The 14,081-nt window shown below is 72.7% G+C and carries 13 protein-coding genes; 12 read left to right on the top strand and 1 reads right to left on the bottom strand.

Features of this window, described 5'->3' with window-relative positions; genetic code table 11:
• Positions 1-56: 56 nt before the first annotated feature.
• From ACFQ87_RS16360 to ACFQ87_RS16350, 3 genes are all read left to right on the top strand, one after another.
• Positions 57-398 (top strand): DUF3618 domain-containing protein, encoded by a 342-nt coding sequence (locus ACFQ87_RS16360; protein WP_380611447.1) that lies wholly within the window; start codon positions 57-59, stop codon positions 396-398.
• A 185-nt stretch (positions 399-583) separates the two neighbouring features.
• Positions 584-886, top strand: a complete 303-nt coding sequence (locus ACFQ87_RS16355; RefSeq protein WP_380611508.1) for a GroES family chaperonin — start codon at positions 584-586, stop codon at positions 884-886.
• 108 nt (positions 887-994) lie between these two features.
• Positions 995-2,176 carry a winged helix DNA-binding domain-containing protein gene (locus ACFQ87_RS16350; RefSeq protein WP_380611446.1) on the top strand — a complete coding sequence of 394 codons (1,182 nt, stop codon included), beginning with the start codon at positions 995-997 and terminating at the stop codon, positions 2,174-2,176.
• A gap of 1 nt (position 2,177) precedes the next feature.
• On the opposite strand, the gene ACFQ87_RS16345 is transcribed toward ACFQ87_RS16350, so the two are convergent.
• Positions 2,178-4,511: a transglycosylase domain-containing protein gene (locus tag ACFQ87_RS16345; RefSeq protein ID WP_380611445.1), complete on the bottom strand. Its 2,334-nt coding sequence runs from the start codon at positions 4,509-4,511 to the stop codon at positions 2,178-2,180.
• 282 nt (positions 4,512-4,793) lie between these two features.
• On the opposite strand from ACFQ87_RS16345, the gene ACFQ87_RS16340 reads away from it, so the two are divergent.
• The 9 genes from ACFQ87_RS16340 to ACFQ87_RS16300 all read left to right on the top strand — a co-directional run bounded on the left by ACFQ87_RS16340 (position 4,794) and on the right by ACFQ87_RS16300 (position 13,916).
• Positions 4,794-5,651, top strand: a complete 858-nt coding sequence (locus tag ACFQ87_RS16340) for an ABC transporter permease (RefSeq protein ID WP_380611444.1) — start codon at positions 4,794-4,796, stop codon at positions 5,649-5,651.
• A complete protein-coding gene (locus tag ACFQ87_RS16335) occupies positions 5,644-6,471 on the top strand; it encodes an ABC transporter permease (RefSeq protein WP_380611443.1) in 828 nt (275 codons plus the stop codon). Before ACFQ87_RS16340 ends, ACFQ87_RS16335 begins: the two co-directional genes overlap by 8 nt.
• 74 nt (positions 6,472-6,545) lie before the next feature.
• Complete coding sequence (locus tag ACFQ87_RS16330) at positions 6,546-7,505, top strand: ATP-binding cassette domain-containing protein (RefSeq protein ID WP_380611442.1); 960 nt, start codon at positions 6,546-6,548, stop codon at positions 7,503-7,505.
• Between the two features lie 83 nt (positions 7,506-7,588).
• The gene (locus tag ACFQ87_RS16325) at positions 7,589-8,434 is read left to right on the top strand and encodes a hypothetical protein (protein WP_380611441.1); all 846 of its coding nucleotides are present in this window, start codon (positions 7,589-7,591) and stop codon (positions 8,432-8,434) included.
• Positions 8,435-8,817: 383 nt separating this feature from the next.
• Positions 8,818-10,113: a DUF445 domain-containing protein gene (locus ACFQ87_RS16320; RefSeq protein ID WP_380611440.1), complete on the top strand. Its 1,296-nt coding sequence runs from the start codon at positions 8,818-8,820 to the stop codon at positions 10,111-10,113.
• A gap of 101 nt (positions 10,114-10,214) precedes the next feature.
• A complete protein-coding gene (locus ACFQ87_RS16315; RefSeq protein WP_380611439.1) occupies positions 10,215-11,291 on the top strand; it encodes an adenosine deaminase in 1,077 nt (358 codons plus the stop codon).
• Positions 11,292-11,477: 186 nt separating this feature from the next.
• Positions 11,478-12,047, top strand: a complete 570-nt coding sequence (locus tag ACFQ87_RS16310) for a toxin-antitoxin system HicB family antitoxin (protein WP_380611438.1) — start codon at positions 11,478-11,480, stop codon at positions 12,045-12,047.
• A gap of 103 nt (positions 12,048-12,150) precedes the next feature.
• Positions 12,151-12,990, top strand: coding sequence for a DUF4097 domain-containing protein (locus ACFQ87_RS16305; RefSeq protein WP_380611437.1), 840 nt, complete (start codon positions 12,151-12,153; stop codon positions 12,988-12,990).
• Positions 12,990-13,916 carry an ATP-binding cassette domain-containing protein gene (locus ACFQ87_RS16300; protein ID WP_380611436.1) on the top strand — a complete coding sequence of 309 codons (927 nt, stop codon included), beginning with the start codon at positions 12,990-12,992 and terminating at the stop codon, positions 13,914-13,916. The genes ACFQ87_RS16305 and ACFQ87_RS16300 overlap by 1 nt, the downstream gene beginning before the upstream one ends.
• Positions 13,917-14,081: the final 165 nt, after the last annotated feature.

The following is a 14,081-nucleotide window of genomic DNA, read 5'->3' as shown; positions in this document are numbered from 1 at the left end:
GGGTCGGTCGCGCAGGACGACCAGGACGACATCGGCAAGTGAATGGGGTGGCCCGAGTGGGCGAGGCGAGCACGCAGGACAAGCCGGAGCGGACGACCGCCCAGATCGAGGCGGACATCGAGCGCACCCGCGACCGGCTGGCGGAGACCCTGGACGAGCTGGCCGTGCGGATCCACCCGAGCACCGTCTCCGCCCAGGTCAAGGCGAAGGCGATGGCCACCGTCGAGGAGAAGGCGGGCCGGGCGTACGTGGCCGCGAACGGCCTGGTGGAGAAGGTCCGGGCGCAGTTCGTGGACGAGAAGGGGCAGCCGCGCAGGGAGCGCGTCGTCCCGGCCGCGCTGGTCGGCGTGGGCCTGGTGCTGCTGATCGCCTCCTCCCGTCGGCGCCGCAAGGACTGAACGGCGGTGCCGGAACGGCCGGGCGCCCGTGGGGGCCCGGCCTTCCGTATGTCGGGCTGGCGTCACGCCGCGCGCCCGGGGGAGGTACCTTCGGGACCGTGAGTACGAACGACGAACCGACCCGCTCCGAGCAGGAGCACGAGCCCGTGCGGCACGACCGGCTGGGCGAGAAGCTGCCGATCCGGATGCTGCACGACCGCGTGCTGGTGCGCACCGAGGGCAGCGAGGGTGAGCGCCGCTCGACCGGCGGCATCCTGATCCCGGCGACCGCTGAGCTGAGTAAGAGGTGCACCTGGGCCGAGGCCGTCGCGGTGGGCCAGAGCGTGCGTGCGGTGGAGCCGGGTGACCGGGTGCTGTACGACCCGGAGGACAAGCTGGAGGTCGAGGTCCGGGGCGCCACCTACGTGCTGCTGCGCGAGCGCGACCTGCACGCGGTGGCGGCGACCCGTTTCGGGGACACCGAGGGGTCGACCGGGCTGTACCTGTGACCGGGGGCGTGTGACTTGAGGACGGGCGCTGTCCCGGGACGGCGCCCGTCGGCGCGCTCGGAGGCCGTGCGGGCGCAGCTTGTCGGAGGCGGGCGCTAGGGTCCGGGCATGAGCGAGGCTGTGCCGGTGATCGGCGATGCGGAGCGGCGGGCCCGGTTGGGGCGGCGGCAGCTGTTGGCGCCCTCGGCGCGGGCGGCGCGGGTGGAGGACGTGGCCGACGCGGTGGTCGGGCTGCACGCGACGGACGCGGCCACGGTGTACCTGTCGGCCTGTGCGCGGTTGGCCGAGCCTTCGGCGGCGGAGGTGGACCGGGCGCTGTACGAGGACGTGTCGCTGGTGAAGCTGCTGTCGATGCGGCGGACGATCTTCGCGGTGACGGAGGCCTTCGCCCCGTACGTGAGTTCGGCGGCGGCGCGGGCGATCGCGCTCAAGGAGCGGGCGACGCTGCTCAAGCACCTGCGGGACCACGCCGAGGGCTGGGACGAGGCGCGGCTGGCGGAGGCGGAGCTCGAGGTGTTGGCCGCGCTGGCGCGGCGGGGCGAGGCGACGACCAGGCAACTCGGGGACGACGTCCCGCAGTTGCGCGAGACGATGCTGATGTCGGCGGGCAAGCCGTACGAGGCGAGGCAGAGCGTGGGCAGTCGGCTGCTGAGGCTGCTGGCCTCGGACGGGCACGTGCGTCGCTGCCGTCCGCGTGGTTCCTGGCTGAGCAGCAGCTATCCGTGGGCGCTGGTGCCGCAGTGGTCGGAGGTGCCGGTGCGGGAGGCGAAGGCGGAGGTGGTGCGGCGCTGGCTGGCGGCGTACGGTCCGGCGACGGTCGAGGACGTGAAGTGGTGGACGGGCTGGACGTTGGGGGACGTCCGCAGGGCGCTGGTGGACGTCGGGGCGCGGGACGTGGCGTTGGCGGACGGTTCGGCCGCGTTGGTGCTGCCGGGGGACGAGGCTCCGGTGCCGGCGCCGGAACCGTGGGCGGCGCTGTTGCCGGCGTTGGACCCGGCGGTGATGGGTTGGCGCGGGCGGGACTGGTACCTGCGGCCGGAGGACGTGCCGGCGCTGTTCGACCGGGCGGGCAACGCAGGGCCGACGGTGTGGTGGTGCGGCGAGGTGGTGGGCGGCTGGGCGCAGCGGGCGGACGGTGAGCTGGTGTGGCGGCTGTTCCGGGACGTCGGGGCGCAGGCCGGGCGGGCCGTCGCGGCGGAGGCGGAGCGGCTGGCGGGCTGGCTGGGGGAGGTGCGGGTGACGCCGCGGTTCCGGACGGGGTTGGAGCGGGAGCTGGTCGCCGGGAGCTAGCTCACTGCGCGGGTGCCGTCGCCGAGTTGGTGGGTCCGGCGGTGGCGGTGGGCTGGCTGGTGGGCTTGGTGGGCCGGGTCGTCTGGGTGGGCCGGGCGGTGGGGCTGGGCTGTTCCTCCTGGCTGGGGGTGGGCTCCGGGTTCTGCGGGCTGGGGGCGGCCGGGCCGGGAGCGGGTGCGTCGGTGGTGGGGGGCGCGCTGGGGGCGTGGGTGTGGGTGGTGGGCGCGGGGGCGCCGGTGGGGGTGGCGGCGGTGCCGGGGGTGGTGCTGGCGCTCGGGGGAGTGCTGCCGGGGGTGCCGGTGGGGGTCCAGTTGCCGGGGTCCGGGTTGCTGCGGCCGGTCTGCAGGTCGAACTGCTGGGTGGTGGTGCCGTTCAGGGCGGCGGTCATGTAGTCGGTCCAGATCTTGGTGGGGAAGGCGCCGCCGTTGATCCGGGTGAGGCCGGCGGTGCCGGCCAGCGGTTCCTTGGCGTGGCTCTTCGGGTTCTCTCGGAACAGGCCGACGGTGGTGGTGAGTTCGGGGGTGAAGCCGGCGAACCAGGCGGAGAGGTTGGAGTCGGTGGTGCCGGTCTTGCCGGCGGCGGGGCGGCCGAGGTCGAGGGCGGCGGCGCCGGTGCCGCGCGGGCTGACGACGTCGCGCAGCACGTCGGTGACGGAGTCGGCGATGCTGCGGTCCATGGCGGTGGTGGCCTTGTGTTCGGGCATCTTGGGGACGTCGACGGCGCCGCCGGGGTTGACGCGTTCGAGCTTGAGGACGGACCACGGGGTGTGCGCCTCGCCGTGGTTGGCGAAGGTGGCGTAGGCGCCGGCCAGGTCGAGGGCGCTGGGGGTGGCGGTGCCGAGGGTCATCGAGGTGTTGGCCGGGTCCATGCCGCGGACGCTGTCGGGGATGCCGAGTTTGACGGCGGTCTCGCGGACGCGGGTGAGTCCGGCGTCCACGCCCTCCTGGGCGTACACGGAGTTGACGGACTTGACCATGGCGTAGCGCAGGGTGATGTTGCCGTAGTCGACGTCGTCCTCGTTGGGCGGCGCGTAGGGGGTGGGGCCGCCGGTGACGGGGCGTTCGCTGCTGCCGTCGTAGCGGGTCTCGGTGGTGATCGGGCGGCCGTCCAGGGTGTGCTGGGCGATCAGGCCGGCGGCGAGGTCGATCGGTTTGAAGGTGGAGCCGATCTGGTTGTCCTGGCGCAGTGCGTCGTTGTAGGGCTGCTTGGCGTAGTCGGGGCCGCCGTAGACGGCGACGACGCGGCCGGTGGCGGGGTCGACGGAGGCGCCGGCGACTCGGACGTCGGTGTCGGTGGTGGGGCGGGTCTTGGGGTCGAGTTCGTCGGTGAGTTCGTTCTGGACGGCCTTGACGAAGGCGTCCTGCCGGGGCTTCTCGAAGGTGGTGGTGATGCGCCAGCCGCCGGCCTTGAGGGTGGGGGCGTCGATGGTGCCGGAGGAGATCAGGTAGTCGTCGGCGACGCCGACGAGGTAGCCGGCCTGGCCGGAGAGGCCGGTGGCGGGCTGGGGGTCGATCGGCTCGGGGAAGGTGGTGGCGGCGCGGTCGGCGGTGGTGAGGAAGCCGAGTTGGACCATGCCGTCGAGGGCGTAGTTCCAGCGGGCGATGGCCTTCTCGCGGTTGGCGGGGGTGGCGGTCTTGACGTCGTAGAGGCTGGGGGCCTGGAGCAGGGAGGCGAGGTAGGCGCCCTGGCCGAGGGTGAGTCCGGAGACGTCGACGCCGTAGTAGGCCTTGGCGGCGCTCTGGATGCCGTAGGCGCCGCGGCCGAAGTAGCTGCTGTTGAGGTACCCGGCCAGGATCTCCTTCTTGTCGCGCTGCTGGTCGACCTTGAGGGCGATGAAGAGTTCGCGGCCCTTGCGTTCGAAGGTCTGGTCCTGGGTCAGGTAGTAGTTCTTGACGTACTGCTGGGTGATGGTGGAGCCGCCCTGCATGCCCTTGCCGAGCAGGGTGTTCCAGCCGGCCCGGAGCATGCCCTTCAGGTCGATGCCGCGGTTCTGGTAGAACGTGCGGTCCTCGGCGGAGACGACGGCCTGCTGGGTCTGCAGCGGGATCTGGTCGATGGTGACGTCGGTGCGGTTGACGGCTCCGGTGTGGGCGATCTCGGTGGTGCCGTCGGAGTAGAGGTAGATGTTGTTCTGGGCGACGGCATGGGCGTTGGGGTCGGGCACCGGGACGATGACGTAGAGCACGGCGAAGGCGCCGACGGCGAGCAGCAGTAGCGCGGTGAGGGTGCCGAGGGTGACCCGCCAGGTGGGCAGGAGCCGGCGCCAGAGGGGGAGGGCGCGGCGGGCCTCGCGGCGGGCGGCCCGTTTGGCCTGGCGTCGGGTGCTCAAGGTCATGTCGAGATTATCTGCTATATGACGTCCGATCAGTGCTGGCAGGGCGCCTGAACTGCACGGTTGCGTGCGGCGGGTCCGTGCCCCGGGGTGCGTCGGAAATCCGGGTGCGGGCCGGGAGGGCCGGCGGTACGGTGAAAGGTGCAAACCACATAGCGCACCCACTTCTGGCAGCTCCGCCCGCCCGGCCCGGTACCCCCGGGGACGGCCGGTCGGAGCCACTGGGTCGTGCGCTGATGCGTGTGGGGGCACCCGCCTGCCCCTATTTGTCGACAAGGAGACAATATGCAGAATGCTGTCACGGTGGGGGCGAAGCCCCCCGATACCGCCGCCGGCTCGCCCCTCGGGCTCTACGCTGCCGTCGCCCGCGGAGCCTTCCGCCGCTACTCCACCTACCGGGCCGCCACCCTGGCCGGCACCTTCACCAACACCGTCTTCGGCATCATCCTCGCCTCCTCCTTCCTCGCCCTCTGGCAGGCCCGCCCCGGTCTCGGCGGCTACGACCAGAGCCAGGCCGTCACCTACATCTGGGTCAGCCAGGGCCTGCTGGTCACGATCGCGGTCTGGGGCGGCGGCTTCCAGGACGACGTCCAGGACCGTTTCCGCTCCGGGGACATCGCCGTCGACCTCTACCGCCCGGTCGACTTCCAGGGCTGGTGGCTGGCCACCGACCTCGGCCGGGCCGCCTTCCAGGCGCTGATCCGCGGCACCGTGCCGATGCTGGTCGGCGCCCTGGTGTTCCGCACCCGGATGCCTGAACAGCCGCTGACCTGGGCGTTCTTCCTGCTCTCCGGGCTGCTGGCGCTGCTGGTCAGCTTCGGGCTGCGGTTCCTGGTCTCGATCACCGGCTTCTGGCTGCACGACTCGGAAGGGGTGCGTGCGGTGATGCTGGTGGTCTCGATGTTCTTCTCCGGGATGCTGCTGCCGATCGCGCTCTTCCCCGGCTGGCTCGGCGACCTCGGCCGGGTGCTGCCCTGGGCGGCGCTGATCAAGGTGCCGACCGACGTCTTCCTGGAGCGGGCCACCGGCGCCGGACTGCTCGCGGAGCTCGGCTTCCAGCTCGGCTGGGCGGCCGCGCTGCTCGCCGCCGGGCGGGGCGCGCAGTGGCTGGCGACCCGCAGGGTGGTGGTGCAGGGTGGCTGAGCCCCTCGCCGCGCGCACGGCCTGGGCGGTCCGCTCCTGGTGGCTCTGCGCCCGGATGTGGATGCGTTCGATGATGGCCTACCGGGCCTCCTTCCTGCTGAACCTGCTGGCCAGCCTGGTCACCCACTCCCTCGACTTCGTCGTGCTGGTGATCATGTTCCGGCACACCGACGAACTCGGCGGCTGGAACCTGCCGGAGATCGCCTTCCTCTACGCCACCGCGACCTTCTCCCTCGGCATGGCCAACCTGCTGGTCGGCTCGGCCGACGGCCTCGGCGTGCGGATCATGAACGGCACGCTGGACACCATGCTGATCCGCCCCGCGCCCGCGCTCTCCCAGCTGTGCGCCGAACGCTTCACCCTGCGCCGGCTCGGCCGCCCGCTCCAGGCCACGGCGGTGCTGGCCTGGTCGCTGGCCGCCCTGGACGTGCACTGGACCTGGGACCGGGTGCTGCTGGTGCCCGTCCTGCTGGTGTGCGGCAGCGTCATCTTCGGCGCGATCTACATCGGCGGCGCCACCGTCCAGTTCTGGTGGGGCGAGTCCAAGGAGATCCAGAACTCCTTCACCTACGGCGGCGCGACCCTGCTGCACTACCCGCCGACCGTCTTCGCCAAGGAGCTGGTCGCCGGGGTGGTCTTCGGCGTCCCGCTCGCCTTCGTCAACTGGCTGCCCGCCCTGCACATCCTCGGCCGGCCCGACCCGCTCGGCCTGCCCACCGCCTTCCAGTACGCCTCCCCGGTCGCCGCCGCGCTGTGCGTCGCCGCCGCCGGGCTCGCCTGGCGGGCCGGACTGCGCGCCTACCGCGGCACCGGCAGCTGACCCTTCGTACCTCGCGCGGGGCAGGGCCTTCCATGAGGCCCCGCCCCGCGCCGTACCTCCCGTGAGGAATCACCGTGGCACTGATCGAACTCCAGGACGTCCACCGCACGTTCACCGTGCGGGCCCGCACCGGCCGGTTCAGCCGGACCAAGCGCGAGGTGCGCGCGGTCGACGGGCTGAGCTTCACCGTCGAGGCCGGCGAGTGCGTCGGCTACATCGGGCCCAACGGCGCCGGCAAGTCGACCACCGTCAAGATGCTCACCGGCATCCTCGTCCCCAGCGCCGGACGGCTGCGCGTCGCCGGGGTCGACCCGGCCCGCGAACGCGTCGCGCTGGCCCGCCGGATCGGCGTCGTCTTCGGCCAGCGCACCACCCTGTGGTGGGACCTCCCGCTGCGCGACTCCTTCGAGCTCGCCCGCCGGATCTACCGCATCCCCGACCGGCGGTACCGCGAGAACCTCGGCCGCTGCGTCGAACTGCTCGACCTGGACGGCTTGTTGGACACGCCGGTCCGACAGCTCTCACTCGGCCAGCGGATGCGCGGCGACCTCGCGGCGGCGCTGCTGCACGACCCCCAGGTGCTCTACCTGGACGAGCCCACCATCGGCCTGGACGTGGTCAGCAAGGGCCGGGTGCGCGAGTTCCTGCGCGAGGTCAACCGCGACCGGGGCACCACGGTGCTGCTCACCACCCACGACCTGACCGACATCGAGCAGCTCTGCGGCCGGGTGATGGTGATCGACCACGGCCGGGTGGTCCACGACGGCGGGCTGGACGGGCTGCACACCACCGGGCGCAGCGAGCGCACGCTGGTGGTCGACCTCGCCGAGGCCCGGCCGCCGATCGAGGTGGCCGGGGCGCGGGTGGTGAAGGTCGAGGGGCCGCGGCAGTGGCTGGCCTTCCCGGCCCGGGAGAGCGCGGCACCGATCGTGGCGGCGGTCGCGGCGCGGTACCCGCTGGTGGACCTGTCGGTGCGGGAGCCGGCCATCGAGGACGTGATCGCGCGGATGTACGCCGAGGTCGCGATCGGCTGATCTCCGGCTGGTCCCCGGCTGTTCGGGCGCACATTCGGGGCCCGTCACCCGTCCGGGGCCCGTCACCCGTCCGGGGAGGGCACGTGACTCCCCGGCGGGTGGCCGAGTTGACGGTGCAGCCCTTGCCGAACCGCGCACCGGAGGCCCGCCGCCCGATGTCCGTACCCGACGTGACCGTGGTGGTCGCGGCCCACGACACCATGCCGCACCTCACCGCCTGCCCGGACTTGCTGGTCGGGCGGACACCGACGGCGGGGCGGCTGGAGGTGGTGGCCGTCGACGGCGGCTCCGCGGACGGCGGTCACGACTGCTGCTACGCCCTGGTGCTGCGCGAGGACCTCGGCGACGTCGCCGAGCGGGCCGGAGTGCTGGACCGGCTGCACGGGATCGCCGCGTTGCAGCAGGTGGCCGTGGAACTGGCCGGCGTCGGGGAGGAGTTGGACGACATCCGGGCCCGCAGCTTCGCCTGGGACGTGCCCCGGCTGCTCCAGGACGGCTTCCTGCTGCTGGACGACGGGCTGCAGCGCCGGGTGTGCGAGGAGGTCGGCCGGATGATCGAGCGCTTCGGCGCCCGGGCGGTGTACCACCGGCTGCCGGTCGCCGCCCGTGTGCGGCTCGAACTCGCCGCCGCCATAAGGCCGGAGGCGCTGCGTGACCAGATCCGCTACGAGGCCGCGCACGGCGAGCCGCCGGTGGTGGCTGACGGGCGGCGGCGCTACGCGGGCTACCCGGCGTTCCGGGACGCCCGGCTCGGCCTGCCGGACGGGCTGTTCCTGCTGGGCGAGGAGCCGCTGGTCGAGGCCGTCCTGCCGCTCAACCCGGCCCAGCAGTTGTGGCGCGGCGTCGTCCCGGAGCGGCTGCGGCGCGGGTTGCGGCGCTCGCGGGTGTGGCGCCGGCTCGCCAACTCGGTGAACGGAGGGCGGGGATGAGCCGGGAGGCCTGAACCGTCGGGCCGGGCGAGCTGGGCCTGCCGCCGGCCGTCCGGTCAGCGCTGAAGAGCCACCGGGTCGCCGGCGCGCCTATCGCGCCCGGGGTGGCGCGCAGGGTCAACCGGGGCCGCCGTCCCCCCGGGAGGAGGGGCTGGACGCGGTGCTCACGCGGGCGGTCGCCGTGGCGTCGGTTGCGGGCCGCCACCGACGTCACGGTCTCCACCGGCGCCGTCGCGGCCCGGCTCCTCCACCGGGCGCGGGGCCGTGCTTCGTGCGGGGGCGCGTGGTCCCGATGGCGCGCCCGGCGTGAGGGTGTGCGATCGAGGGGCGTGTGATCGCGGGGCACGCCCCCGTCCGCGCCGGGCAACGGGCAGACTGGCGGGGTGAGTGACGAAGCCTTCAGCGGGACCGGCCCCGGGGTCCGGTTCACCGCGTCCGACGAGCAGAAGAGACGCGGCGTCCGCCGGATGAAGACCATCGCGACCGGCCTGCTGGCCTTCGCGACCCTGGTCTTCGCCCTCTCCACCTGGGCCGAGGCGGCCGGCGCCGGCGCCTGGGCGGGGTACGTGGCGGCTGCCGCCGAGGCGGGCATGGTCGGCGCGCTGGCCGACTGGTTCGCGGTGACGGCCCTGTTCCGCCGCCCGTTCGGCCTGCCGATCCCGCACACCGCGATCATCCCGACCAAGAAGGACGCCTTCGGGCGCTCGCTCGGCGAGTTCGTCGGCGAGAACTTCCTCGCCGGCCACGTGGTGCGCGGCCGGCTCGCGGCGCTCGGCATCGGCCGTCGGCTGGGGGAGTGGCTGGCCGCGCCGGGCAGCGCCGAACGCGTCACCAAGGAGGCCTCGGCGGCGCTGCGCGGGGTGCTCGCGGTGCTGCGCGACGACGACGTGCGGGCGGTGGTCGCCGAGGCGGTCACCCGGCGGGCCGCCGCCACCTCGGTGGCCGAGCCGATGGGCCGGATGCTGGGCAAGGTGGTCGCGGACGGCGGGCACCACGGCGTGGTGGACCTGGTGGCCGTCCGGGCGCACGGCTGGCTCACGGCCAACCACGAGGACGTGATCCGGAAGGTCTCCCAGAAGACCCCGGGCTGGACGCCGAAGTTCATCGACCACCAGGTCGGCGAGCGGGTCTACAAGGAGCTGCTGCGCTTCGTCACCGACATCCGGGACGACCCGAACCACCCGGCCCGCGGGGCGATCGACAACTTCCTCGCCGACTTCGCCACCGAGCTGCAGACCGACCCGGAGACCATCGCCCGGGTCGAGCGGGCCAAGGTCGAGATGCTGGCCCGCCCCGAGGTGCAGGACCTGATCAACTCCACCTGGGCGGCCGTGCGCACGCTGGTGATGGGCGCGGCCGAGGACGAGGACAGCGAACTGCGCCGGCGCATCCGCGACGGTGTGCGCGGCTTCGGCGAGCGGCTGGCCACCGATGCCAAGCTGCAGGCCAAGGTGGACGGCTGGCTCCAGGACGCCGCCCAGTACCTGGTCGACACCTACCGGAACGAGATCACCTCGCTGATCTCCGAGACGGTGGCGAGCTGGGACGCCGACGACGCCTCGCGCAAGATCGAGGCCAACGTCGGGCGCGACCTGCAGTTCATCCGGATCAACGGCACGGTGGTCGGCGCCCTGGCCGGGCTGCTGATCCACACCGTGGCGATCGCGCTCGGGGGGTGAACCCCGGCGTCCCCGGTCGGCTGCTCCGACTTGGGCCTATCCTGGGCCCCGTCATCGCGATACGCGCGTAGAAGGCGCGGAGAAGGAAGAAGGGAACCCCCGTGGTCCAGCCGGACGGAAGTCGGATCGGAAACCCCACCGGTAACACCGCAGACCGGAGCATCGAGGCGTTCATCGCCGGGATGCCCAAGGCGGAACTGCACGTCCACCACGTCGGCTCGGCGTCGCCGCGCGTCGTCGCCGAACTGGCCGCCCGCCACCGGGGCCAGTCCAAGGTGCCGACCGACCCGGCCGCGCTCGCCGAGTACTTCACCTTCACCGACTTCGCCCACTTCATCGAGGTCTACCTGAGCGTCGTGGACCTGGTCCGCGACGCCGAGGACGTCCGCGCGCTCACCTACGGCGTGGCCGAGGACATGGCCCGCCAGAACATCCGGTACGCCGAGCTGACCATCACCCCGTACTCCTCGGTCAAGCGCGGGATCCCCGACGTCGCCTTCATGGAGGCCATCGAGGACGCCCGGCTGCGCGCCGAGAAGGAACTCGGCGTGGTGCTGCGCTGGTGCTTCGACATCCCGGGCGAGGCCGGTCTGGAGTCGGCCGAGGTGACCGCCCGCCTGGCCACCGAGCTGGCCCCCGAGGGCCTGGTCAGCTTCGGCCTGGGCGGTCCGGAGATCGGCGTGCCGCGGCCGCAGTTCAAGCCGTACTTCGACCGGGCGCGGGCGGCCGGCCTGCACTCCGTCCCGCACGCCGGCGAGACCACCGGGCCGCAGACCGTCTGGGACGCGATCCGCGAGCTCGGCGCCGAGCGCATCGGGCACGGCACCCAGGCGGTCAAGGACCCGGCGCTGCTCGACTACCTCGGCGAGCACCGCATCGCGCTGGAGGTCTGCCCGACCTCCAACATCGCCACCCGGGCGGTGGAGAGGATCGAGGACCACCCGATCAAGAAGATGGTGGACTCCGGGCTGCTGGTGACCGTCAACAGCGACGACCCGCCGATGTTCGGCACCGACCTCAACACCGAGTACGCGGTGGCGGCGCGGCTGCTGGGGCTGGACGAGACCGGGGTGGCGGCGCTGGCCCGCAACGCGGTCGAGGCCTCCTTCCTGGACCGGGCCGGCAAGGCGCGGCTGACCGGCGAGATCGACGCCTACCTGGCGGGCTGGCAGCGCTGACCCGCTGACCCCCCTCCTGTGACCGCCCCGTCGGCTTCGGCCGGCGGGGCGGTGCCGTTTCCGGTGCCCTTTCCACAGGGGGATGCCAGGTACTTCCGGGTGGTGCCACCTGCGGTTTCCTCCATGGTGCCAAAGTGATGCCACAAATGGCTCGACATGGCACCACTGCCGTGCCATGCTTGAGCCATGGACCTCACGCCGTACGTCGAAAACCTCCGGAACGAGCTCGCGGTGGCCGCCGCCACCGGCGGGGAGGAAGCCCGTGAGCTGGCCGACCGGCTGACGCTCCCGCTGGAGTCGGCCGTGCGGCTCACCCTGCTCAACGCACTCTCGGCCGCGATGGGCGAAGTCACCCGCGACCTCGCCCCGGGCTCGGTGGACGTGCGGCTGCGCGGGCTCGACCCCGAGTTCGTGGTGACGGTACCGCCCGGGTCCGACGCCTTCCACGGCGACGCGCCGCCCGTGGTGCCACCGGTGGCGCCGATGGTGCCATCCGTGGCGCCGGCCGCGCCGCCGGTGGTGCCGGAGTCCGACGAGGCGGGTACCGCCCGGATCAACCTGCGCCTGCCCGCGAACCTCAAGGCCCGGGCGGAGGAGGCCGCCGGACAGGAGGGCCTCTCCCTCAACGCCTGGCTGGTCCGGGCCGTCGCCGGCGCGCTGGACGGCGGTCGGCCTGCCGCCCGTCCGGCCGCCGACCTCGGCACCCGCACCTCGCGCAGCGTCGGCGGCCAGGGCTTCACCGGCTGGGTCCACTGACACTTCCGCGCCATCCGCACCACCGCACCACCTTCCGAACCTTCAACGTCACCCCGCTCCGACCAGCGGGAACAGCTACACGAGTCAAGAGGACGGGACAGCCATGCCTACGTACGAGACCGACGGACCGATCTCCGCCGCCCTTGAGTTCGAGATCGGCTCGGTGTGGATCCGCGCGAGCAAGCGCACCGACGCCGTGATCGAGGTCCGGCCCGCCAACGCGGCAAGGGACGCGGACGTCAAGGCCGCGGAGCTGACCCAGGTCGACTTCTCCGGCGGCCGGCTCACCCTCAAGGGCCCCAAGCAGCGCACCGTGTTCTCCAGCAAGAAGGGCTCGATCGAGGTCCTGGTCGAGCTGCCGTCCGGCTCCGCGGTGCACGCCGACTCCCCGATGGCGGACTTCGTCACCGAGGGCCCGCTCGGCGACTGCCGGCTGAAGACCTCCATGGGCCGGATCCAGGTCGACCGGGCCGACAGCGTGCGGCTCAAGACCGACATGGGGGACGTCCGGGTCGGCACGATCGCCGGCGACGCCGAGGTGACCGGCGGCGGCCGGATCGAGGTCGGCTCCGTCGGCGGCGCGCTGACGGTCAAGAACAACAACGGCGACACCGAGATCGACGAGGTGCACGGCGAGTTGACGGCCAACTCCTCCAACGGCCGGATCCACGTAGGCCTCGCCGAGGCGGGCGTGGACGCCAAGTCGGCCAACGGCCACATCCGGCTCGGCCAGGTGGTCCGCGGCAAGGTCACCCTGCAGACCGGTGTGGGGGACGTGGAGATCGGCATCGCGGAGGGCACGGCGGCCTGGCTCGACGTGCACAGCAAGTTCGGCGGCGTCCGCAACACCCTCGGCTCGGCCGCGGGCCCCGGCGACGCCCGGGAGACCGCCGAGGTTCGCGCCAACACCCAGGTCGGCAACGTCATCATCCGGAGGGCCTGATGACGGCGATCTCCGCGGTGGGGCTGACCAAGTCCTACGGGGACAAGGCGGTGCTCAAGGGCATCGACCTGTCCATCCGGGCCGGTAGTGTCTTCGCCCTGCTCGGGCCGAACGGCGCAGGCAAGACCACCACCGTGCAGATCCTTTCCACCCTGATCCCCGCCGACGGCGGGTCGGCCCAGGTGGCCGGGCACGATGTGGCCCGGCAGGCCGACGGGGTCCGGAAGGCGATCGGGGTGACCGGCCAGTTCTCGGCGGTCGACAACCTCCTCACCGCCGAGGAGAACCTGATGCTGATGGCAGACCTCAACCACCTCCGCCGTCGGGAGGGGCGGAGGCGGGCCGAGGAGCTGCTCAGCCGCTTCGAACTCACCGAGGCCGCGCGCAAGCCCGTCGCCACCTTCTCCGGCGGCATGCGGCGCAAGCTCGACCTGGCGATGACGCTGGTCGGCGACCCCAAGGTGATCTTCCTGGACGAGCCGACCACCGGGCTGGACCCGCGCAGCCGGCGCACCATGTGGGAGATCATCCGGGGGCTGGTCGCCGACCACGGGGTGACGATCTTCCTCACCACCCAGTACCTGGAGGAGGCCGACCAACTCGCAGACCGGATAGCCGTCCTGGACGGCGGCCGGATCGTCGCCGAGGGTACGGCCGAGGAGCTGAAGCGGATCGTCCCCGGCGGGCGGATCCGCCTCCAGTTCGCCGACACCGCCCAACTGGGGACCGCCGCCACGCTGTTCGACTACGCCACGGCCGACGCCGACGCCCTGGTGTTGGACATCCCGGGGGACAACTCCGTCCTCACCGTGAAGGCCGTGCTGGACGCACTCGACAACGCGTCCGTACAGGCGGAGTCGCTGGTCGTGGAAACGGCCGATCTGGACGACGTGTTCCTCACGCTGACCGGGGAGGGTGCGCGATGAGTGAGCGGAGCGAGCGAATCATCGAGAGGTGCGCGTGGGCGAATGCCCCCGCTGAGCGAAGCGAGGTGGGCGCATGAGTGAGCGGAGCGAGCGAATCATCGAGAGGTGCGCGTGGGCGAATGCCCCCGCTGAGCGAAGCGAGGTGGGCGCATGAGTTTCCTGAGT

This window comes from Kitasatospora sp. NPDC056531, assembly GCF_042794375.1.
GTDB lineage: Bacteria > Actinomycetota > Actinomycetes > Streptomycetales > Streptomycetaceae > Kitasatospora.
Note: the sequence above shows the minus strand (reverse complement) of the source record. Positions and strands in the feature narration are given on the sequence as shown.